A 22753-nucleotide genomic window follows, 5' to 3' on the forward strand; every position below is an offset into this window, starting at 1 on the left:
CGCGAGGAGCGCAGCGCAGCGGAGCCCCGCAGTCGCGAGCGGGAGGGCGGTCCGGTGAGCGCGAGGAGTGCAGCGCAGCGGAGCCCCGCAGTCGCGAGCGGGAGGGCGGTCCGGTGAGCGCGAGGAGTGCAGCGCAGCGGAGCCCCGCAGTCGCGAGCGGGAGGGCGGTCCGGTGAGCGCGAGGAGTGCAGCGCAGCGGAGCCCCGCAGTCGCGAGCGGAGGCAGGCTCCGATGAGGGTGTCGCGGTGGTTGGCCGACCGGTGGGTGATGATCGTCGCCCTGCTGGTGCTCGGCTACCTGTTCCTGCCGATCGCCGTGGTGGCCGGGCTGTCCCTCAACCGCCCGTCCAGCCGGCTGTCCTACGACTTCCACGAGTTCACCCTGGACAACTGGCGACAGCCCTGCGCCACCCCCGAGATGTGCGACGCGGTGGTCCGCAGCGTGCAGATCGGGTTCATCGCCACCGTCGGGGCCACCCTGATCGGCACTCTGATGGCGTTCGCCCTGGTCCGGCACCGGTTCCGGGGGCGCAGCGGGGTCAACCTGCTGATCTTCCTGCCGATGGCGACGCCGGAACTGGTGATGGGCACCTCGCTGCTCGCCCTGTTCGTCTCGGCCGGGGTGCCGCAGGGCTTCTGGACCATCGTCATCGCGCACGTGATGTTCTGCGTGTCGTTCGTGGTGGTGACGGTCAAGGCCCGGCTCGCCGGGATGGACCGGCGGCTGGAGGAGGCCGCGATGGACCTCTACGCCAGCGAGTGGCAGACGTTCCGCCGGATCACCCTGCCGCTGGTGCTGCCCGGCATCGTGGCCGCCGCGCTGCTGGCCTTCTCGCTGAGCTTCGACGACTTCATCGTGACGAACTTCAACGCCGGCACCACCGTCACCTTCCCGATGTACGTCTGGGGTGCCGCCCAGCGGGGCATCCCCCCACAGGTCAACGTGATCGGCACGGCGATGTTCGGGATCGCCCTGCTGCTCGTCGGGCTGAGCATGCTGCGCGGTCGACGGGCACGACGGGCCGCGCTCCCGGTCGCCGACGTGACCGGTCGACGGGCGACAGGCCCGTCGTGATCCTCCCGCATACCGGCCGGGCGCTCGTCGAGGCGACGCCCGGCCGGTTTGCGCACCACCACCCCGATCCTCCCCGTCCGGCCGCCGACATCCACCTCACCCGCTGGTCGCCGGCCCGCGCCGACGCGTACGCGCACGACGACCGGCGTCAGCACTGGTTCCGTACGCTCGATCGTCTTGGTTTGGGGTTCGATTCCTGATGCGTATCCTGCTCGTCGGTGCCGGTGGGGTCGGCTCCGCCGCCGTCGCCATCGCCGCCCGTCGGTCCTTCTTCGCCACCGTCGTCGTCGCCGACTACGACCTGACCCGGGCCGAGCGGGCCGTCGCCGGACACGGCGACCGGTTCGTCGCGGCCCGACTCGACGCCTCCTCGGCGGACGCGGTCGCCGCGCTCTGCCGGGAGCACCGGATCACCCACGTGCTCAACGCGGTCGACCCGCGCTTCGTCATGCCGATCTTCGACGGGGCGTTGGCCGCCGGGGTCGACTACCTCGACATGGCCATGTCGCTGTCCCACCCGCACCCGGCTCGGCCCTACACCCAGACCGGGGTGAAGCTCGGCGACGAGCAGTTCGCCGCCGCCTCCGCCTGGGCGGACGCCGGCCGGTTGGCGCTGTGCGGCATCGGTATCGAGCCGGGCCTGTCCGACGTGTTCGCCCGGTACGCCGCCGACGAGCTGTTCAGCGAGATCGACGAGATCGGCATCCGGGACGGCGCGAACCTCACCGTCGACGGGTACGACTTCGCCCCGTCGTTCTCCATCTGGACCACCATCGAGGAGTGCCTGAACCCGCCGGTCATCTGGGAGCGGGACCGGGGCTGGTACACCACCGAACCGTTCAGCGAACCGGAGGTGTTCGACTTCCCGGCGGGTATCGGCCCGGTGGAGTGCGTCAACGTCGAACACGAGGAGGTCCTGCTGATCCCGCGCTGGGTCAAGGCCAGGCGGGTCACCTTCAAGTACGGCCTCGGCGACGAGTTCATCGAGGTGCTGAGGGCGCTGCACAAGGTCGGTCTCGACTCGACCACCCCGGTGTCGGTGCGCGGCGTGCAGGTCTCACCCCGCGACGTGGTGGCGGCCAGCCTGCCCGACCCGGCCACCCTCGGCGACCGGATGCGCGGCAAGACCTGCGCCGGCACGTACGTCACCGGTACCGGACCCGACGGGCGGCCCCGCCGGGTCTACCTCTACCACGTGGTCGACAACGAGTGGTCGATGCGGGAGTACGGCCACCAGGCGGTGGTCTGGCAGACCGCGGTCAACCCGGTGGTGGCGCTGGAACTCCTCGCCACCGGCGGCTGGTCCGGCGTCGGCGTACTCGGCCCGGAGGCGCTGCCCCCGCGCCCCTTCCTCGACCTGCTCACCGACTACGGCTCCCCCTGGCGACTAGAAGAACGCTAACCCCCCACCCCACCCCCCACCCGCCCCGCCCCGCCCGCCCCCGCCCGCCCCGCCCCCGCCCGCCCTGCCCCCGCCCGCCCTGCTCGTCGATCATGGAGTTGTGGTGGGTGATTGGCGGGATTTCATGACTTTTGCGGGCCACCACAACTCCATGATCGAGAAGGGGAGTGGGGTGGGGGTGTGGATGAGGGTGGGGGTTGTCCACAGGGGGTGGCGGGGAGGTGGGGCGGTGGGCAGGGTGGGTGACTGTGGCGGAGCGGCTGTTTCGATACTCGGAGTTGTTGTCGGCTGGATGGAGTCGGGAGGGGATTCGGCGGGCGGTCGGGGAGGGGGGACTGCGCCGGTGGTCGCGGGGTGTCTACGGGCCGGGGAAGGTGGGTGGGCTGAGGGGTTTGGGTGGACCGGGGGAGCTAGGTGGGCCGGGGGGTTTCGGTGGGCCAGAGAGTGTCCGGTCAGCGGGGAGTGTCGGTTGGTCTGGGGGTTTTGGTGGGCCGGGGGGTGCCGGTGGGCCTGGGACTGCCGGTGGGCCCGGGTATGCCGGTCGACCTGGGACTGCCGGTGGGCCGGGGTATGCCGGCGGGCCTGGGAGTGCCGGCGGGCCTGGGAGTGCCGGTGGGCCTGGGGGCGCCGGTGGGCCGGGGAGTGGCTGGTCGGCGGGGAGTTCCTGGTCGGCGGGGGACAGTCGGCGTCCGAGGGGTGCGGGTGGGGTGGCGGGTGAGGAGGGTGCCCGATGGCAGGCGCTCCTGCACCGGCTTCCGGAGGGGACGGTCGTCGGCTTCCATTCGGGTGCTCGTCTGCACGGGTTCGGCACCGTACCCAGCGAGGATCTCCATGTGATCGTGCCCGGCGGTGGCCGCGTGCCGCAGATCCGGGGTGTCGTGGTGCATCAGGCGGTGCTTGCCGTACCTGATCCGGTCCTGCTGGCCGGCCTGCCGTGCGCACCGGCGGACCGGTGCGCGGTGGACCTGGCCCGGACGGTCGCCCGGTTGGACGCGCTGCCACTTCTCGACCTGTGCCTGCGGGTGGGTGCCTGTCGTCCCGGGGAGTTGACCGCCGAGCTTTCCCGACACGCGCGGTTGCGGGGTGTCGACCAGGCGCGGCAACTGGTGCGGCTCGCCGACCCCAGGTCGGAGTGCCGGCAGGAGAGCCAGCTCCGGCTCGTCCTGATCGACGGTGGGTTGCCGACACCGGAACCACAGATCTGGGTGTCGGATGACGAGGGCTTCCGGCGCTACCGGCTGGACCTCGGATACCGACGATCACGGGTCGGTATCGAATACGATGGATTGTCCCACTTTGACCGCGCCCGTATGAACCACGACCGTGCCCGGATGAACTGGCTGGCGGCTCGCGGCTGGCGCATGCGCCACTTCACCGCCCGGGACCTCTACCGCCGCCCCTCCCTCATCACCACCCAAATATCCGACCTTCTCCGCACCTGACACCGCCCCTGGCTGATCGATCATGGAGTTGTGGCGGGCGGGAATCAGCATCAAAGGGGCAGAAAGGCCACCATAACTCCTTGATCGACGGGGTGGAGTGGGGGTTGGGTTGAACGGGGGGCGGGTCGGGGCCGTATCAGGCGGTGCAGGCAACATCAGGCGGGGCAGTCAACGGCGACGACGGGAGACGTGGTGAAGGTGCAGCGCAAGCACGTACTGGCGGCGGGGGTGGCGGCGGTCGCCACGGCGGTCGTGGCGGTGGGGACCGGCTTCGGGTTCGCCGACACCACGTCCGCCCGGCCGAGCCTCTGCTCCGGGCCGGTCACCTTCTCCGCCGAGGGTGGGAAGCCCGCCGCGACGAGTGACCGGTTCCCGGTGGGGACACGGTTGCGGGTGACGAACCTGGACAACGGGAAGGTGACCACGGTGTCGGTGAGCGGGCCGTCGGGCAGTTGTGTGCTGCTCAACGCCGCCGCGATGGAGCTGGTCCGGGAGCCCGGCAAGAACGTGATCCGCCGCAACGTGGTCGAGCGGGTCGGCGTCGACGCGCCGGCGGCCCCCGCCCCCGGCGAGACCCGCCCCGGCGCGGCCCAGCCGCCGGTCACCCTGCGGCCGGTACCGTCGTCGACCGGCGCGGTCGTCCAGCCCGGCGGCGTGTGCAGCGGCTCGGTCACCTTCTCCGCCGAGGGTGGGAAGCCCGCCGCGACGAGTGACCGGTTCCCGGTGGGGACACGGTTGCGGGTGACGAACCTGGACAACGGGAAGGTGACCACGGTGTCGGTGAGCGGGCCGTCGGGCAGTTGCGTGTTGCTCAACGCCGCCGCGATGGAACTGCTGCGCGAGCCCGGCAAGAACGTGATCCGGCGCAACCTGGTCGAGCTGGTGCGCTGAGCGCGTCCCGGTCACCCCGGGGTGTGGACGTCAACCGAAGGCGGCCTCCAGGATGTCCATGCCCCGGGCCAACTCGTCGTCGGAGATGACCAGCGGCGGCAGGAACCGCAACACGTTGCCGTAGGTGCCGCAGGTGAGGGTGAGCAGGCCGGCGGCGTGACAGGCCGCCGAGACGGCGCTGGCGGCGGCCGGGTCCGGGACCAGGCTGCCCGGCCGGACCAGCTCTACGGCCAGCATCGCGCCCCGGCCGCGTACCTCGGCGATCCGGGGATCGCGGGCGGCGACGGCCCGCAACCGGTCGGCGAGGACCGCGCCGATCCGGCGGGCGGCGGCGGCCAGGTCCAGCTCCCGCATCGTGGCGATGCTGGCCAGGGCCGCCGCGCAGGCGATCGGGTTACCCCCGTAGGTGCCGCCGAGGCCGCCGACGTGCACCGCGTCCATCAGCTCCGCCCGGCCGGTCACCGCCGCCAGCGGCAACCCCCCGGCGATCCCCTTGGCCAGGGTGACCAGATCCGGGACCACACCCTCGTGGTCGCAGGCGAACCAGTCACCGGTACGGCAGAAGCCGGTCTGGATCTCGTCGGCGACGAACACCACCCCGGCCGCCGTCGCCCACTCCCGCAGCGCCGGCAGGAAACCCGTCGCCGGTACGACGAAACCGCCCTCGCCCTGGATCGGCTCGATCAGCAGCGCGGCCACGTTCTCCGCCCCGACCTGCTTCTCCACCAGGTCGATCGCCCGCGCCGCCGCCTGCGCCCCGGTCAGCCCGCCGTCGCGCAGCGGGTACGACACCGGCACCCGGTGGATCTCCCCGGCGAACGGCCCGAACCGGTGCTTGTACGGCATGTTCTTCGCGGTCAACGCCATGGTCAGGTTGGTCCGGCCGTGGTACGCGTGCTCGAAGACCACCAGCGCCTGCCGGCCGGTGGCGTGCCGGGCGATCTTCACCGCGTTCTCCACCGCCTCGGCACCCGAGTTGAACAGCGCCGACCGCTTCGCGAAGGTGCCCGGGGTCAGTGCGTTGAGCTGCTCGCAGACCGCCACGTACGACTCGTAGGGCGCAACCATGAAACAGGTGTGGGTGAACCGTTCGACCTGCGCCCGCACCGCCTCGACGACGCGCGGGGCGGCGTTGCCGACGCTGGTGACCGCGATGCCGGCCGCGAAGTCGATCCACTCCCGCCCCTCGACGTCGACGATGGTGCCGCCGCTGGCGGTGTCCACGTACGAGTCGATGACGCTGCCGACGCCACGGGCCACCGCAGCACCCCGCCGCCGGTGCAGCTCCGCGCTGGAGGCCGTCGGGCCGTCCGCTGTTCGCGGCTGCGGGGCTCGCAGGTTCGGCTCGTTCCTCGCGCTCGCTGGGTCGTCCGCTGTTCGCGGCTGCGGGGCTCGCAGGTTCGGCTCGTTCCTCGCGCTCGCTGGGTCGTCCGCTGTTCGCGGCTGCGGGGCTCGCAGGTTCGGCTCGCTCCTCGCGCTCACGGGTCAACCCCCGAAGTGGTGCATGACGTGCTTGACCCGGGTGTAGTCCTCCAGGCTGTAGACCGACAGGTCCTTGCCGTGCCCGGAGTGCTTGAAACCGCCGTGCGGCATCTCCGACACGAACGGGATGTGGGTGTTCACCCAGACACAGCCGAAGTCGAGCCGGCGGGTCATCCGCATCGCCCGGTCGTGGTCGCGTGTCCAGACCGAGGCGGACAGGCCGTAGTCGACGCCGTTGGCCCAGCGCACCGCCTCGTCCTCGTCGGTGAACCGCTGCACCGAGATGACCGGGCCGAACACCTCCTGCTGGACGATCTCGTCGGCCTGGCGTACCCCGGAGACCACGGTGGGGGAGTAGAAGTAGCCGCGCTCACCCACCCGCGCGCCACCGGTGTGCAGTTCGGCATGGTCGGGTAGCCGGTCGACGAAGCCGCCCACCCGGTCGAGCTGGTCGGCGTTGTTCAGCGGGCCGTAGAGCACGTCGGGGTCGTCGGGGCCGCCGGTGCGGGTGGTGCGGGCCTGCTCGGTGAGGGCCGCCACGAAATCGTCGTGCAGGCCGGGGCCGACCAGCACCCGGGTCGCGGCCGTGCAGTCCTGGCCGGCGTTGAAGTAGCCGCCCGTCGCGATCGCCTCGGCGGCCGCCGAGACGTCCGCGTCGTCGAAGACCACCACCGGGGCCTTGCCACCAAGCTCCAGGTGGGTGCGCTTGAGGTCCGGCGCGGCGGCGGCGGCGACCTCCATGCCGGCCCGGGTCGAGCCGGTGATCGACACCAGCTGCGGGGTCGGATGCGCCACCAGGGCGCGACCGGTGTCCCGGTCGCCACAGACCACGTTGAACACCCCCGGCGGGAAGAACTCGGCGGCGATCTCGGCCAGCAGCAGCGTCGACACCGGCGTGGTGTCCGACGGCTTCAACACCACCGTGTTGCCGGCCGCCAACGCCGGGGCGATCTTCCAGACCGCCATCATCAGCGGATAGTTCCACGGGGTGACCTGCGCGCACACGCCGATCGGCTCCCGCCGCACGTACGAGGTGTGCCCCGCCAGGTACTCCCCGGCAGAGCGGCCCTCCAGCATCCGGGCCGCCCCGGCGAAGAACCGCAACTGGTCCACCGCCGGCGGCAGCTCCTCCTCGGCGGTGAGCTGGCGCGGCTTGCCGGTGTTGCGTACCTCCGCGTCGACCAGCTCGTCGGCCCGGGCCTCCACCGCGTCGGCGAGCTTCAACATCGCCCGCTGCCGCTCCGCCGGGGTGGTGTCCCGCCAGGTCTCGAAGGCGGTGGCGGCGGCCCGCATCGCCGCGTCCACGTCCGCCGCGCCGGAGACGGGCGTCCGGGCGAACACCTCGCCGGTACAGGGGTCGATCAGATCGGCGTGACCGCCGTCCACCGGGTCGACGGAGGTCCCGTCGACGAAGTTGCGCAGCTGCTGGTCGCTCATGATGAGGTCGCTCCAGGGATGGCGGGGAGTCGGATCAGCGGAGGTAATCGCAGTCTGACTGCCATCTTGGCTACTGAATTCGCGGCAGACAAGGGCTTGAGCCACTGTTTCCGTGCGGCTGCGGGGCCTCCCGTGCCGTCGGTGCGCGGCCGGGAGCGTCCCGACGTCTCACCAGGTGCCGTCGTCGCGGACCCGGGGCGGCGCAAGGCCGAGGAGCAGGGTGGTCAGCGCGGCGTCGATGTCGTCCCCGAGGAACCATTCCCCGGCCTGGTCCAGCGCGAACACCCGGCCGCGCTCGTCGACGGCCAGGATGCCGTCCGGATGCTCCGCGCCGATCGGGAACAGGGGTACGCCGAGCACGGCACCGAAGTCCGCCAGGGTGTCGACGGTGTACGCGGCGTGTACCGGATCGACGGAGAACCGCGAGATCCACACCTGCCGCCCCGGACCACGCCGACTGCTCTCCAGCGAGGGAAAGCGGCTCAGGGCATCCAGCGCCGCTGGGAAATCAGAGTGCCCGTGCCGCATCTCCCGGGCTTCGAGGATCGCTGTTCTCGCCAGAGCCTCGTCGCCGACATCGGGTTCCCAGCCCCCTTCCACCAGCGCATGAGCAACCTCCGCGACGAACCGGTCAGGCACGGGGGCCGCTGCCGGCTCCGGTCGCCACTGCCGGGTGAACGCCAGTTCCGACCAGCCGAGGACCGCGAAGTGCACCAGGAACTCGAGGCAGGAGTCGCACGGGCGTTCCGCCGGGCCGCCCTGCGGGTCGCCGGGCTCGCGGACCAGGAAGACGTCCACTCCGGTCGCCAGGAGCAGCGACTGCGCCTCACGCATGGTCAGCGGGGGCTGGCCGGCGGTGGCACGGCGGTGGTCGTACTCGTGCAGGACGTCGGAGACGACGACCATCTCGGCGTGCCGGTCGCCTCCGCGTACCAGGTGCCCCGGGGGTAGCTGGTCCAGGTAGGCCTGGACCAGTGGGTGATGCCGCAGCGCCACCTCGCCCTTGACGCCGTGACCGAGGTAGGTGCGGCCCTCGACGGTCAGGTGCGCCACGGTGGCGGGCGTCGGCAGCCGACGGATCTCGCGCCGCAGCAGGCTGGCCGGGTCGACGGTCCGTGGGGCGGGCGGTCCGGCGGGACGGCTGCGGCGGTACATCTGCTGTACCACGGCGGCCGGCACCCGTGGCCAGGTGGTGACCTCGCCGGTCTCCTTGTCGACGACGGTGGTCGGCAGGTCGCCGGGATTCGTGTCCACCGCACGGTCGATGGTCGACCGGATCACGTATCCCAGGTCAAACTCGTCGAGCGTGGCCCGGCACTCGTGGCCGAGTCGCCGCGAGTCACGGCGTGCCCACACCTCGGCGAGCTGCTCGGCCTGTCGGCGATCGATCACGGTCCGAAACTACCGGACCCCACAGGATCGTGGCAGCCGGTATGGTTCGGCTGACTGACGGTGACCGGGGAGGGTGGCCTTGGCCGAGAGGGTGGACCGGGACGCGAACCATGCGCTCCGGGCGCGGTTCGACGAGGTTTACGGCCAGTACCGACGGTTGCGGTCCGGCATGGACGATCTTCGGTCCGCCCTGACCGAGTTGCGGGTCACCGAGCGTTCGGACGACGGCCAGGTCACCGCGACGGTGGGGGCGCGAGGTGAGCTGATCTCGGTGGAGCTGGCCGGCGAGGTCTATCACGACCGTGATCACCACGCGCTGGGCCGGAAGATCACCACGACGATACGCCGGGCCTGCGCCCGAGCGGCCACGGCCACCCAGGAACTGGTCTCCGCCCACCTGCCGGCCGGCTCGCCATCGGTGGAGTTCCTGCGTACGGGCGACGTCGACACCCTGTTCGGGCGAGCCGACACGGTGCTCCGGCGGGAGGACGAACGGCATGGGTGAGGGGCGACTCTGGCTCGACCCGGGCCGGGCCCGGCGGGGCGGCACCGACCTGCGCCTGGCCGGCGAGTCGGTGTCGGCCCGGCGGGCCGGCCTCGGCGGGGAGATCGCGGCGGCCAGCGCACCCCGACCGTGGGGCCGGGACGACATCGGCGCCGCCTTCGAGAAGAGCTACCGGTCCCACGAGGAGACCCTGCTGCGCGCCTGGGCCGGGCTCGGCCGGTCGCTGGAGGGGCTCGGCACCGACGTGGTGACCTCGGTCGACGCCAACGTGCGCACCGACGCGGCGACCGGCCGGCGCATCGACGGGGTGGCCGACCCGGGCCGTCGGCGCTGACCTGCGGGACATGCCGTGACCGTGCTGCCGAGTCCGATCCCGCACCCCCTCGATTTCAGCCCCTGGGAGCTGCCGGGCTGGATCTACGAGGCGCTCGACTGGGTGGTCGGTGTGGAGTGGCCGGAGGGGAACGAACGCGCCGTCTGGGACCTCGCCGACCAGTGGTACGCCGTGGCGGGCGCGCTGACCGGCCCGCGTGCCGACGCGATCGCCGCCGCCACCGAGGTACGCAGCGGATACGGCGGAACGGGGGCGGTCCCGGACGCGTTCGAGGTGGCCTGGCGACGGCTGGCCGAGGGCGACGACGCTCCACTGTCGGTGCTGCTCGCGGTCAGTACCGACCTGGGCCGCCTGGTCGAGGAGTGCGGCTGCGACATCGAGGCCGCCAAGATCGAGGTGTGGATCGAACTCGGCATCCTGGTCGTGGAGTTGCTCGCGCTGGCCGTCGCCGCCGCGCTCACCGCCGGGGTCGCGTCGCCGGCTGCCGGCGCGGCGGTCACCGCCAGTCGGCTGGTGATCCAGCAGATCTTCCGTCGGTTGACGGCGCAACTGGCCAAGAAGGCGCTCCGGCAGGGCCTCAGGGAAGCGGGTGAGCGGGCCGCCAGGGAGGTGGTCAAGGGTGGGATGCGCGGGCTCGGCAAGCGGGCGGTCCAGGGGGGTCTGTACGAGGCGGGGGAGGAGGCCGGCGTCAGCCTGGCGACGCAGGCGTACCAGAACTCGACCGGTCGCCGGCACGGCCTCGACCTGGCCGACCTGGGTGCGTCGGCGGTCGGTGGGTTGGCCGGTGGTGCGGTCGCACCGCTGGCCGGCCTGGGACGGCACGCCACCGGCCGGGGCGCCCGGGTCGGTGAGCACTTCGGCCGCGAGATGACCGGCGAGGTGCTCGCGGAGGGTGCGGCGGGACTGGCCACCGGCCAGGGTGTGCTGTCGCTGGAGGAGGCGAGCCGGGCTGCCGTCTCCGGGGTCGGCGGCGCGGCGACCGGCCAGGCGGACGCCGCGTTGCGTGCCCGGCTCGACGGTCGGCTGCACGCGTTGGCCGACGCGACCCCGGTGTCCACGGCCCTTCCCGGCCCACCGCCGTCGGTGCCGGCCGGCGGTGACCGGGCAGACCCGTCCGCTGATGCTCCGGTGCGGTCGTCCGTCGAGGCCGCCGCACCGACGTTGGCCAGGACCATCGATCCGACCCCGGTGGCCGACGTCTCGGGCACCGCTGTGGACGCACCGTCGCCCCGTCCGCAGGTGCCGGCCGAGCACGGTGTCGTCGGCCAGGAGGCCCGGCCGACGGGGGTGAAGCCGGAGACACCGGCGGCTCCGCCGGCCATCGACCAGCCCGCCGACGCTGCTCCGGCGTCGGTCGCCGCCGCTTCGACACCGAGCCCCACCCTGTCGTCGGTCGTGACCGACACGGCGACGTCCCCGCCGACGGCAGGCCGATCCGTCGAGACGGCGAACTCGGCGGTCGCCACTCCACCCGGTGCCGACGCCGCACAGGTCAACCCGGCCGCCAGTGCGACGACAGTGGGCGGACCATCGGTGGGAACCGCGTCGTCGCCCACAGCGGACGCCTCGTCGGGACGCACCGCCTCGGCCGTTCCCACGGCCGGAGTCCCGTTCGGGTCACCACCCGGTGTCGCGGTGGGGTCGGCACCGACGGCGGGTCCGCCGGCACAGGGCGGCGCACCACATGGAGCACCGCACGTCCCGCTCGTCGCCGGGAGCAGGCTTCCGGCCGCCGGGGCCGGGCCACCGGGCACCGAAGGCCACGGCGGGAGGCGGGGTGACTGGCGCTTTCCGCTGCTGGAGGCGCTGGCATCGGGGCCTGTGCGCCCACCCGCCACCGAGCCGGTCTCGCCGACGCCCCGGGCGGACGACGAGCCACCCCGCCCGAGGACACCGCAGTGGTACGCCGCCAGGTGGGCGGCCGAACGGGAGGCACTGGACCGGCGCCGCTACCAGGGCTACTTCGAGGCACAGCGACACTGGTTCGAGGACCGGCGACGAAGGGACGAGGCCGGCCGCTCGAAGAAGGTAGCCCGCAGGCGCGAGACGGTCGCCAGACGTGCTGCCCGCGAGGCGTTCGAACTTCAGCGTGAGGGCCGGTCGGCCCTGGCCACCTGGTTCCAGGGAATTGCCCGTCAGGCACAGCGTGACGCGAACGGCCACCAGGATCTCGCGGAAGCGATTCTTGCGGGCCGGGTGGCCCCGGACACGGTGTTCGTGGCGGACCCGGCCGACTTCTCCCGCATCAACGACGACGTGGCCGAGTTGGCGGTCGGTGGCGTCGAGACGGGCGACCGGTCGGCGCTGACCGGCGACGACGGTCCGCCGCCCATCGACCGTTCCCGCCGGTACGGGCAGGTCGGCGGGTTGCGGCCACCGCTGGCCCTGCACCAGACCGACCTCGAACGGCAGGTGCCTCGGCAGCCCGACGGCAGCGTGGTGCGGACCGCCGACCCCCGGCGGGGCGGGTGGTTCGCGCTGGCCAACGACGGCGGTCCGCAGGCCGACCCGACCCGGGGCATCAACTGCCTGGACTGCACCCTGTCCCTGTTCGAGACGTGGGTGCACGGTCGGCCGAGGGTCGCCGCGCCCCGGACCTTCGACGGCTACCTACAGGGTGACGTCCGGCGGCCGGTCAACGGTGAGGTCGACGGTCCCGGCCGGGTCGAGGAGGTCACCGGTGGACGGTTCCAGAAGCTCTTCGCCGTCGACGAGGGCGTCCCGCCGGGGCCGGCGGCGCTGCGCCGGTCCGTCGAGCGGGGCTACCGCAACCTGCATGACCAGCTCGTCCTGGGAGGCCACGGCAGCTACGCCTTCCTGATCACCGAGTGGGAGTACGGCGGTTCGCACGCCTGGGTGGCACTCAACCAGAACGGTGCGGTGCTCTACCTGGACCCGCAGGCGGGAACGGTTCACGAGCGCCCCCTCTACACCCACGCCGGGCGGCGACACCCCGACAACGTCGTCGGCATCGACGCGCTGATCCTCGGCGGGGACGCCCGGCCGATGCCGTTGGGCGGGCTGGCGCGGGGGCGGTTCAGTGTCCGTCCCGACCTGCCCGAGCATCCGCCGGCACCCGACGACGAGCAGGGGTACGGCGACCCGTACCTCAACCGTCTCCACCTGCTCGACGGACCCGGATCCGGCGAGTGGACGGGACCGGCGGGCGGGAATCCCGACCGGCGGCTTACACCGGCCGGCAGACCACCCGACGAGGAACCGCGGGGGGCATCGGATCAGTTGCCGCCGGAGCGCCCCGCCGGCCGGGTGCGGGAGTCGCTGGCGAGCGGCGTGGACCTCGACGGCGTTCTCCGTGCCGGACTGACGCCTGCGGAGATCGCCGCGTACGCCGATGCCTCGACGATCCGCCGGCTCGTCCCGCGGTTGGACGCGTCCGACGCGGCGGACGTGGCGAGCCTGCTCGGCGACCCGAGGGTCGTGCGGATGCTCGACGAAACCTGGCGTGATCCGCCCGACGGGCAACCGACCCTCGCCGACGCGTTGGTAAGACAGTTGGTGCAGCGTCCGGATCTGGCCCGCATGATCCTGGCAACGCCCGAACTGGCCAACTCCCTGACGGCGCGACCCCTGACTCTGCACCATCTCGCGGCCCACCCAGCAGCCCTCGACGCACTCGGATCGCTGCTCGACGAGGTGTCCGCACAGGGCGAGGACACGGTGCCGACTCCGCAACCACCGGTTCCCCTGCCGACACCGCTTTCTCCGGAACAGTTGCTGGTCAGCGCGAGGGTCGTGACCACCGGCGAGGATGTGAGACAGCCCGGGTTCGACCGTCGCCGCGCGGCAGACCCCGGCTACCGTGCGGCCTATCTCGATGCGTTGTACGCCGCTGCTGCCGTAGCGCAACGGGAGTTGAACAGAATCGCCGTCGACCTGGCACACGATGCGGGCAGAGCCGTCGGCTCAGCGGGCTGGCGGCGGAGCCCGAAGGACCGCCAGCGGGCCGAGGACAAGGTACGCAAGTACCGGGGTGACGTGTCGCGGCTGCGGGACCTTGCCGGTGCCAAGGTGGAGTTCGAGTCGCTGGACGATCTCTATCGGGGGCTCGACCGCCTACGCCGCTATCCCGGAATCCGGATTGTGCGCTGCGATGACAGGTTCGTCACCCCGCAGGAGAGCGGGTACCGGGACGTGCAGCTCGTTCTTGAGATGTCGAACGGCCACCTCGCTGAGTTTCGGCTGCACCTGGCGGCACTGGACGAGCTGGCTGTCTGGGAGCATGCCCTCTACGAGGTTCGTCGTGACCTGGACAGCCTTGCCCGGCAGGAAGGTCGAGCCCCTACCAGGGCGGAATGGGCACTCATGACCAGCATCCTGCGTCAGCAGCAGCGGTTGTTCTGGCGCGCGTTGATGTCGACGTTCGGGGAGAGGTGATGGTGGCACCGGGTACGGGCGCGACTCTGCCCAGCTATTACTCCTACTACGACTCTCCGGTGAAGGTCGTTTCAGCGGAGGACGGGACTCCACAGGTATGGCGCGTCGACATGGAGACGGGCGGTTGGCAGCGGGACGACAGCATCCTCGACGAACTCGTCTTCGCCGCCGCCGGTGAGGTCTCGAAGCGGTCTGCGGAGGAGTTCGTGCAGGATGTGGAGAGATACCGGTCTGACTACCTTGCCGGCGAGGGGCCGGTGTTCGCCCTGTACGAGACCGCAGCGGCGATTCTCGATACCGCACGGGGTGAGCGGCGTGAGCCCACCGCCCGGGAGCAGGCGATCGTGCGGGGTCTCAGACGGAAGACGTTCGTCATGTTCGAAGAGTCTCTCCGCTCCACCGGGGACCCGGCAGCCGATCCGGACGTGGGTACGTGAGTCGGGCGGCACTGCTGCTCTAGTGGCGAAACGGGTGCTTTGCGGTGCTCACATAGGGTGAAGCCATGGCTGACCCTGCTGCCGGTAGACGTCGTACCACCGCCTGGGTGTCGGGCCTGCTCGTGGGGATCGTCATCGGGTGGATCCTGTTCGAGGACGCCGTCGGCGTGGCGTTCGGGATCTCCATCGGCGTCGCCTTCGCGATCGCCTTCGGCGCCTTCGACACGAAGGCCGACCAGAAGGCCGCCGACGAGGAGGAGGACAAGGAGGCCGCCGGCAAGGAGGAGGACGGGAAGGCCGCCGGCAAGGAGGGCGACGGGCGTGACGGTGGATCGGGCTGAGCCGGCCGGGCAGCCGGAGCAGCACCGCGGCACCGGGCCGCAGGTGTCGACGGTCGCCGAGGCGATGGCCGTACAGGACCGGTTGCGGCCGTGCGTGGACCTGGTCGGGCCGGGTCCACGTCGGCCCGCCACGGTGGCCGGCCTCGATGTGGCGTACGCCGAGGACGGTGACCGGCTGGCCGCGGCCGTGACCGTCCTGGACGCCGCGACCCTGGAAGTGGTGGACCGGGCGGTCAGCGTCGGTCGGCCCGCCTTCGGGTACGTGCCGGGGCTGTTCGCCTTCCGGGAACTGCCGGCGCTGCTGGCCGCCCTGGACCGGCTGACCATCCGTCCCGAGCTGCTGGTCTGTGACGGGCACGGACTGGCCCATCCGCGCCGGTTCGGGCTGGCCTGCCACCTGGGCGTGGTGACCGGGCTCCCGGCGATCGGGGTGGGCAAGACCCCGCTGGTCGGCACGTGGAGCGGCCCCGGCCCGCGCCGGGGCGACAGCGCCCCGCTGGTGGACGCCGGTGAGGTGGTGGGGCGGGTGCTGCGTACCCGGGACGGGGTGAAACCGGTGTTCGTCAGTGTCGGGCATCGGATGGGACTGGACAACGCGGTCGACCAGGTGCTGACGCTGACTCCGCGCTTCCGGCTGCCGGAGACCACCCGTACCGCCGACGGGCTCTGCCGTGCCACGCTCGCGGCCGCCGCCGGCACCGGGTAACGCGGCCCACATGCGGGGTGCTCTGTCGCCGGGTGTCCGACTGAGCCGGTAGTAACCTGACCCGCGGCCCCCGCCGGGGCGGGAGGGTGAGGTGGGAGATGTCCGGGCGTCGGCAGGCGGCGCGGGTGATGACCGTCGGTGCGCTGCTCGGCGGGCTGGTGGCGGTCGGCGCGCTACCCGCGTACGCGGACTCGGACCGGGTGCGGGTGCGGGCCTCGGGCGGCTTCTCCGCCGGTGGTCCACCGGGCGGGGTCTCGATCGAGGTACGTAAGCGTACCGAGGGGTGCGTGCTGCTGCGCACCTCGCTGGGATTGAGCCTCGACGGGATTACCGCAGAGCAGGTGCGGGTAGAGGTGAGCGTCGGGGGGCGCTGGTCCGCCGTGCCGGTTTCCGGTGGCGGTGGCGTGGTGCGGGCTTCCCGTACCCCGTCGGCGGATCCGACGTTGTGCAAGGGGAAGAGCAGCATCGTCCGCTACCGGGTGGCGTTCCTCGCCGGAGCGCCGGCGGGTCGGCTGGGCGTCGTCGGTGAGGCGACGACCGCGGTCGGCCGGCTGATCGGCCGGGGCGCCGACACGTCCCGGGTCGGCGGGCGGGCCGCCGGCACCCCCACCCCGAGTCCGACCCCGACCAGGACACCCACGCCCACCCCCGACGCGACCACCCCCGCCTCCACGACGGAGCCGGTGGCCACCCAGGCCGTGCTCGCCGCCCCGCCGTCCGCCGGCCGGGCCGCCGCAGAGACCTCCGGAGGATCCATGATCATGCTCGCCGGCATCGCCCTGGTGGTCCTGGGTGCCGCGCTCATCGCCCTGCTGATCTTCCGGTCCCGCGCCGACCGGGCCGGTGCCGAGCCGGGCCGGGCCGCCGACCCGGGCGACTTCCCGGCCGTGCCGCAGCCCCGCAACCCGGTGCCGACCACCTACCGCTCCGGGGGCGCGGTGCCGGGTCCGCCCCCGCCGCCCAGCGGCCAGGTGTACGGGGGACAGCAGCCCGCCGGCCAGGTGTACGGCGGGCAGCAGTCCCCGTCTCCCGCCGGTCAGGTGTACGGCGGGCAGTCGTCGCCGTCCGTGCCCACCCGTACCGGCGGCCTGTACGGTGCGCCCGGCACCTACCCGGCGGTGACGCCCACCCCGCGCCCGGCCGGCGGCGTGTACGGTGCCCGCCCGGCCGCCGCCCCGGACCGCCCGGCCGCCGTCCCGCCCGTGCAGGGCCGGTCGGCCTCCGTTCCGCCCGCGGTTGCCCCGCCGGCCGCCGTTGCGCCGGTCCAGGAGCGACCGGCCGCTGTCCCGCCCGCGGTTGCCCCGCCGGTCGCGGACCGGCCGGCCGCCGTCCCGCCGGTCGCGGACCGGCCGGCCGCCGTCCCGCCGGTCGCGGACCGGCCGGCCGCCGTCCCGCCGGTCGCGGACCGGCCGGCCGCCGCCCCGCCGGTCGCGGACCGGCCGGCCGCCGCCCCGCCGGTCGCGGACCGGCCGGCGTCCGCTCCGCCTGCCGCCGTTGCGCCGGCCCCGGAGCGGTCGGCCTCCGTTCCACCGGCCGCCGAAGCGCCGGCTCCGGAGCGGCCCGTGTCCGTCCCGCCCGCTCCGGACCGGCCCGCCCCGACAACGATCATGCCCCAGCTCCCTGGCTAGCACGGGGCGGAGGCCAGCGCTCCGATACGCTCAGGGTCGTTGACGACCCCTGTCGAGGAGCTGAAACCGGTGTCTGACCTGTCCCAGATCGTGAAGGCGTACGACGTCCGTGGGACGGTGCCCGACCAGTGGGACGAACGGGTCGCGGAGGCGCTGGGCGCCGCCCTCACCCGGGTGCTCAACGAGTCCGGTGAACCCGGCGACGCCGTGCTGATCGCGCACGACATGCGGGCCACCGGTCCGGGGCTGGCGGCCGCCTTCGCCGCCGGTGTCCGGGCCGAGGGGCGGGCCGTGATCGAGCTGGGGCTGGCCTCCACCGACATGCTCTACTACGCCTCGGGGGCGCTGGGCCTGCCCGGGGCGATGTTCACCGCCAGTCACAACCCGGCGCAGTACAACGGCATCAAGATGTGCCGCTCCGGTGCCCGCCCGATCGGCCAGGACAGCGGGCTGGCCGACATCCGGGTCCGGGCGCAGGCGCTGCTGGACGGCGACGCCCGGCCGTCGGCCGGGTCGCCGGCCCCGGTCGACCGGCGCAACCTGCTGCCCGACTACGCGGCCCACCTGCGCAAGCTGGTCGACCTGTCGGCCATCCGTCCGCTCAAGGTGGTGGTCGACGCGGGCAACGGGATGGGCGGCTACACGGTGCCGAGTGTGCTCGGCGACGCGGTGCTGCCGGCGCTGCCGCTGGAGATCGTCCCGCTCTACTTCGAGTTGGACGGTACCTTCCCCAACCACGAGGCCAACCCGCTCGACCCGAAGAACCTGGTCGACCTCCAGCGGGCGGTGGTGGCGCACTCCGCGGACCTCGGCCTGGCCTTCGACGGGGACGCCGACCGCTGTTTCGTGATCGACGAGCGGGGCGAGCCGGTCTCCCCGTCGGCGATCACCGCCCTGGTCGCGGCCCGCGAGCTGGCCAAGCACCCGGGTTCCACGGTGATCCACAATTTGATCACCTCCCGGGCGGTGCCGGAGATCATCCGGGAGCACGGCGGTGAGCCGGTGGTGGCCCGGGTCGGCCACTCCTTCATCAAGGCCGAGATGGCCCGGACCAACGCGATCTTCGGTGGTGAGCACTCCGCGCACTACTACTTCCGGGACTTCTGGTTCGCCGACACCGGCATGCTCGCCGCCATGCACACCCTGGCCGCGCTGGGCGAGCAGTCCCAGCCGCTGTCCCTGCTCGCCAGCGTCTACGAGCGGTACGTCGCCTCTGGCGAGATCAACTCCACGGTGACCGACCAGGCCGCCCGGGTCGCCGAGGTGCGCGCCGCGTACCCGCAGGCGGAGGCGGACGAGCTGGACGGCCTCACCCTGCGCTTCCCCGACGGTGCCTGGTTCAACCTGCGCGCATCCAACACCGAACCGCTGCTGCGACTCAACGTGGAGGGACCGACCGAGGAGCGGATGACCTCGCTGCGCGACGAGGTGCTGGAGCGGGTTCGCCGATAAGATCCCCTCCGCCGGTCGGCACCGCCGACCGGCACAGACCACACACGTGGAAGGAGCCGCGCCGTGGCCCTGGACCCGCAGTTGCTCGAGATCCTCGCCTGCCCGGACACACACCACGCACCGCTGGACTACGACGCTCAGGCCCAGACCCTCACCTGCACGCAGTGCGGTCGCCTCTTCGAGGTGCGCGACGACGTGCCGGTGCTGCTGCTGGACGAGGCACGCGGTGGGCCGGAGGCGCAGCGGTGATGGACGGAACGGCCGGCGTCAGCGGCCGGCGGGTGGCCGACGAATCGATCCTGGACGACCCGGACGCGGTCGCCACCCAGGACCCGGGGGGCATGCTGCGCTTCACCGCCTCGGCCGGGGCGCAGGTGCGGGAGTCCGCCGCGCTGGCCGCCGAGGCCAACCTGGCGCTGCTGGAGGACGAGGGCCGCCCCCGGGCGGTCGTCATCGCCGGCATCGGCACCGCCGGGCGTACCGGGGACGTGCTCGCCACGGTCGCCGGGCCGCGCTGCCCGGTGCCGGTGATCCCGCACCGCAGCGCCGGGGTGCCCGGCTGGGTCGGCGCGGCCGACGTGGTGATCGCGGTCAGCGCGTCCGGCCGCAGCCCGGAGGCGCTGGGCGCCGCCGAGGCCGCGCACCGCCGGGGGGCCCGGCTGGTCGCGGTCGGCGCACCCGACTCGCAGTTGCAGTCGGTGGCCGAGCGGGCGCGGGCGCCGTTCATCCCGGTGCCCCGCCGTGCCCCGGCCCGTGCCAGTCTCTGGGCGCTCACCGTGCCGGTGCTGCTCGCCGCCCGTACGCTCGGCCTGGTGAAGGTGAACGAGGCGGACCTGGCCGAGACGGCGGCCCGGCTGGACGCCGACGCCGACCGGTGCCGGTCGACGGCCGAGTCCTTCGTCAACCCGGCGAAGTCGCTGGCGCTCGGCCTGGCCGGGTCGATCCCGATCGTCTGGGGTTCCTCCCCGCTGGCGACCGTGGCGGCCCGCCGGTTCGGCGACACGCTGTCGGCCAACGCCCGCTATCCGGTGGTCACCGGGGCGCTGGGGGAGGCCGGTCGGGGTCGGGTCGGCCTGCTCGACGGTGTCTTCGGCGGCCTGGTGGAGTCGACCCGGGACATCTTCGCCGACCCGGACGAGGTCGAGCCCGACCCGACCCGGTTGCGGCTGGTGCTGCTGCGGGACGGCGGCCTCAACGCCGAGGACGACACCGACGAGCCGCTCGCCGTCGAGGAACGTCGTGCCGACGCGGTGCAGACCCTCGCCGAGCGGCGCGGCGTGCGCTGTGACGTGGTCACTGCCGAGGGCGGGTCCGCGTTGGAACGGCTCGCCTCCCTGGTCGCGGTGCCCGACTTCGCGTCGATCTACCTGGCCCTGGCCCATGGGCTGGACCCGATGGCCGTGCCGGCCGTCACCGAGATGAAGGAGCTGTCGAACCAGTGAACGGACGCAGGAACGGTGCCGTCGGGCCCAGGAGCGGGGCGACGGCGTGAGCGCGAACGGTGGGACCAAGGCGATCATCGCCGCCCTGCTGGCGAACATCGGCATCGCGATCACGAAGTTCATCGCGTTCCTGCTGACCAGTTCGTCGTCCATGCTGGCGGAGTCGATCCACTCGGTGGCCGACTCGGGCAACCAGGCGCTGCTGCTGCTCGGCGGCAAGCGGGCCAAGCGGGCGGCCACCCCGCAACACCCCTTCGGGTACGGCCGGGAGCGCTACATCTACGCGTTCATCGTGTCGATCGTGCTGTTCAGCCTCGGTGGCCTCTTCGCGCTCTACGAGGCGTGGCACAAGGCGGCCGACCCGCACCCGATCACCGCGTGGCAGTGGGTGCCGGTGACGGTGCTGGTGGCCGCCATCGTGATGGAGGGCTTCTCCTTCCGGACCGCCATCAAGGAGTCGAACCACACCCGGGGCAGCCAGTCATGGGTGAACTTCATCCGTCGGGCCAAGGCGCCGGAGCTGCCGGTGGTGCTGCTGGAGGACTTCGGCGCGCTGGTCGGTCTGGTGCTCGCGTTGTTCGGCGTGGGGTTGACGCTGATCACCGGCAACGGCATGTGGGACGCCGCCGGCACCGCCATGATCGGCGTACTGCTGGTGATCATCGCGATCGTGCTGGCGATCGAGACGAAGAGTCTCCTGCTCGGTGAGGGCGCCGACCCCGGTGACCTGGCGACCATCGAGCGGGCGATCACCGATGGCCCGGAGGTCGAGCGGATCATCCACATGAAGACGCTCTACCTCGGCCCGGAGGAGCTGATGGTGGCCGCGAAGATCGGCGTTCCGGGGTGGGAGAGCGCCGAGGACCTGGCCCGGGGGATCAACACCGTCGAGGCGCGGATCCGGGCCGCCGTGCCGATCGCCCGGGTGATCTACCTGGAGCCGGACATCTACAGCGTCGCCGCCGAGCGGGCCGGCACCGGCACCGCCGCGCCGACGGCCGCCGCGCCGACCGCTGTCGTACCGTCGCCGAGCGAGTCGGGTGAGGTGGCCGGGCGGGCCGGAGGCTGAGCGTGGAGCTGCTGTACGGGTCGATCCGCGACTACGCCTGGGGATCCCGTTCGGCGATCGCCGAGTTGCAGGGACGCCCGGTGCCCAGTTCCGGCCCGGAGGCGGAGCTGTGGTTGGGCGCCCACCCGGACAGCCCGGCCACGGTCGACCGGGGCGGCGAGCGGGTGAGCCTGACCGACCTGCTGGTCGCCGAGCCGGGGCACTGGCTCGGCGACCGGCGGGCCGCCCGGTTCGGAACCCGACTGCCGTTCCTGGTGAAGGTGCTCGCCGCGGAGGCCCCGCTGAGCCTCCAGGCCCACCCGGACGCCGAGCAGGCCCGCGCCGGGTACGCCGCCGAGCAGGCCCGCGCCGGGTACGCCGCCGAGCAGGCCCGGGCGGGGTGTGCCGCCGGGCCGGACCGGGCCGGGCCGGCTCCGGCGGAGGGGCGGTGCAACTATGTCGACCCGTACCACAAGCCGGAACTGCTGGTCGCGTTGACGCCGTTCGACGCGCTCTGCGGGTTCCGGGATCCGCGGGAGTCGGCGACGGCGCTGGCCGGGTTCGGCGTGCCGGCGCTGTCGCCGGTGGTGGCGGCGCTGCGGTGCGGGCCGGCGGGGCTGCGTGAGGCCGTACGGGCGCTGCTGAACTGGCCGGAGGCGGACCGCGCCGGACTGGTCGAGTCGGTGCGCGGGGCGGACGTGGCCGGGCCGGACGCGGACCTGGCCCGCGACCTGGCCGCCCGCTATCCGGCCGATCCGGGGGTGTTGGTGGCATTGCTGCTGAACCACGTCCGGTTGACGCCGGGGGAGGCGATCTGGATGCCGGCCGGCAACCTGCACGCCTACCTCTGTGGCATGGGCGTGGAGATCATGGCGGCCAGCGACAACGTGCTGCGCGGCGGACTGACCCCGAAGCACGTGGACGTCAACGAGTTGGTGCGGGTGCTGCGCTTCGAGGTGCTGGACGATCCGGTGGTGGCCGCCCGTCCGGTGTCGCCCGGGGTGGTGTGCTGGCCGGTGCCGGTGGACGATTTCGCGCTGCACCGGGTGACCGTGGAGGCGGCCGGGCCGGAGGTGCGGTTGCCGCTGCCCGGGCCCCGGGTGGTGCTCTGCCACCACGGCAAGGTCGCGGTGGACGACGGGACCGGCGCGGTGACGCTCGGTCCGGGGCAGGCCGCCGTGGGTCCGGCCGGCGCGGAGACCCTGGTCGTCACCGGCACGGGTGTCGCGTTCGTCGCCACCTGCGGCGGCTAGGCGACACGCGGCAGGTCCGACTTTCCGGAATTGGCTTGACGATGAGGTTGCACAGTGTAACTTCATGTGTGCGCAGCGTTGTCACGACGAAG

General features: G+C 72.9%; 20 protein-coding genes. 17 read left to right on the forward strand and 3 right to left on the reverse strand.

What is annotated here, in order from left to right; genetic code table 11:
• The first annotated feature begins 231 nt into the window (after positions 1-231).
• From O7612_RS05985 to O7612_RS06005, 5 genes are all read left to right on the forward strand, one after another.
• Complete coding sequence (locus O7612_RS05985; RefSeq protein ID WP_282271182.1) at positions 232-1074, forward strand: ABC transporter permease; 843 nt, start codon at positions 232-234, stop codon at positions 1072-1074.
• Positions 1071-1274, forward strand: coding sequence for a hypothetical protein (locus tag O7612_RS05990; RefSeq protein ID WP_282271183.1), 204 nt, complete (start codon positions 1071-1073; stop codon positions 1272-1274). Before O7612_RS05985 ends, O7612_RS05990 begins: the two co-directional genes overlap by 4 nt.
• Entirely contained in the window at positions 1274-2476 is a 1203-nt protein-coding gene (locus O7612_RS05995; protein WP_282271184.1) for a saccharopine dehydrogenase C-terminal domain-containing protein, read from the forward strand. The genes O7612_RS05990 and O7612_RS05995 overlap by 1 nt, the downstream gene beginning before the upstream one ends.
• A 707-nt stretch (positions 2477-3183) precedes the next feature.
• Positions 3184-3918 (forward strand): DUF559 domain-containing protein, encoded by a 735-nt coding sequence (locus tag O7612_RS06000; RefSeq protein ID WP_282271185.1) that lies wholly within the window; start codon positions 3184-3186, stop codon positions 3916-3918.
• Between the two features lie 192 nt (positions 3919-4110).
• On the forward strand, positions 4111-4809 hold the full coding sequence (locus O7612_RS06005) for a hypothetical protein (RefSeq protein WP_282271186.1): 699 nt from the start codon (positions 4111-4113) through the stop codon (positions 4807-4809).
• Between the two features lie 30 nt (positions 4810-4839).
• Here the strand turns inward: O7612_RS06005 and gabT are convergent, their stop codons facing one another.
• The 3 genes from gabT to O7612_RS06020 form a co-directional block, all read right to left on the reverse strand.
• Positions 4840-6147, reverse strand: a complete 1308-nt coding sequence (gabT, locus tag O7612_RS06010; protein ID WP_282273820.1) for a 4-aminobutyrate--2-oxoglutarate transaminase — start codon at positions 6145-6147, stop codon at positions 4840-4842.
• 147 nt (positions 6148-6294) lie between these two features.
• Entirely contained in the window at positions 6295-7728 is a 1434-nt protein-coding gene (locus O7612_RS06015) for a gamma-aminobutyraldehyde dehydrogenase (protein WP_282271187.1), read from the reverse strand.
• A gap of 168 nt (positions 7729-7896) precedes the next feature.
• Positions 7897-9120, reverse strand: coding sequence for an SUKH-3 domain-containing protein (locus tag O7612_RS06020; protein ID WP_282271188.1), 1224 nt, complete (start codon positions 9118-9120; stop codon positions 7897-7899).
• A 73-nt stretch (positions 9121-9193) separates the two neighbouring features.
• On the opposite strand from O7612_RS06020, the gene O7612_RS06025 reads away from it, so the two are divergent.
• The 12 genes from O7612_RS06025 to manA all read left to right on the forward strand — a co-directional run bounded on the left by O7612_RS06025 (position 9194) and on the right by manA (position 22661).
• Positions 9194-9625, forward strand: a complete 432-nt coding sequence (locus O7612_RS06025) for a YbaB/EbfC family nucleoid-associated protein (protein WP_282271189.1) — start codon at positions 9194-9196, stop codon at positions 9623-9625.
• Positions 9618-9959: a hypothetical protein gene (locus O7612_RS06030; protein WP_282271190.1), complete on the forward strand. Its 342-nt coding sequence runs from the start codon at positions 9618-9620 to the stop codon at positions 9957-9959. Before O7612_RS06025 ends, O7612_RS06030 begins: the two co-directional genes overlap by 8 nt.
• Positions 9960-9974: 15 nt before the next feature.
• Positions 9975-14354 carry a toxin glutamine deamidase domain-containing protein gene (locus tag O7612_RS06035; protein WP_282271191.1) on the forward strand — a complete coding sequence of 1460 codons (4380 nt, stop codon included), beginning with the start codon at positions 9975-9977 and terminating at the stop codon, positions 14352-14354.
• Complete coding sequence (locus O7612_RS06040) at positions 14354-14791, forward strand: hypothetical protein (protein ID WP_282271192.1); 438 nt, start codon at positions 14354-14356, stop codon at positions 14789-14791. The genes O7612_RS06035 and O7612_RS06040 overlap by 1 nt, the downstream gene beginning before the upstream one ends.
• Before the next feature lie 65 nt (positions 14792-14856).
• Positions 14857-15132, forward strand: a complete 276-nt coding sequence (locus O7612_RS06045; RefSeq protein WP_282271193.1) for a hypothetical protein — start codon at positions 14857-14859, stop codon at positions 15130-15132.
• Positions 15133-15196: 64 nt separating this feature from the next.
• Positions 15197-15838 carry an endonuclease V gene (locus tag O7612_RS06050; RefSeq protein ID WP_282273821.1) on the forward strand — a complete coding sequence of 214 codons (642 nt, stop codon included), beginning with the start codon at positions 15197-15199 and terminating at the stop codon, positions 15836-15838.
• Between the two features lie 98 nt (positions 15839-15936).
• Entirely contained in the window at positions 15937-17466 is a 1530-nt protein-coding gene (locus tag O7612_RS06055) for a hypothetical protein (RefSeq protein WP_282271194.1), read from the forward strand.
• A gap of 69 nt (positions 17467-17535) precedes the next feature.
• Entirely contained in the window at positions 17536-18918 is a 1383-nt protein-coding gene (locus O7612_RS06060) for a phosphomannomutase/phosphoglucomutase (protein ID WP_282271195.1), read from the forward strand.
• A 63-nt stretch (positions 18919-18981) separates the two neighbouring features.
• Positions 18982-19167 (forward strand): Trm112 family protein, encoded by a 186-nt coding sequence (locus tag O7612_RS06065; protein WP_282271196.1) that lies wholly within the window; start codon positions 18982-18984, stop codon positions 19165-19167.
• A complete protein-coding gene (locus O7612_RS06070) occupies positions 19164-20360 on the forward strand; it encodes an SIS domain-containing protein (RefSeq protein ID WP_282271198.1) in 1197 nt (398 codons plus the stop codon). Before O7612_RS06065 ends, O7612_RS06070 begins: the two co-directional genes overlap by 4 nt.
• 46 nt (positions 20361-20406) lie before the next feature.
• Complete coding sequence (locus O7612_RS06075) at positions 20407-21429, forward strand: cation diffusion facilitator family transporter (protein WP_282271200.1); 1023 nt, start codon at positions 20407-20409, stop codon at positions 21427-21429.
• A gap of 2 nt (positions 21430-21431) precedes the next feature.
• The gene (manA, locus tag O7612_RS06080; protein ID WP_282271202.1) at positions 21432-22661 is read left to right on the forward strand and encodes a mannose-6-phosphate isomerase, class I; all 1230 of its coding nucleotides are present in this window, start codon (positions 21432-21434) and stop codon (positions 22659-22661) included.
• Positions 22662-22753: the final 92 nt, after the last annotated feature.

It is taken from the genome of Micromonospora sp. WMMD987 (assembly GCF_029581435.1).
GTDB classification, from domain to species: domain Bacteria; phylum Actinomycetota; class Actinomycetes; order Mycobacteriales; family Micromonosporaceae; genus Micromonospora; species Micromonospora rifamycinica.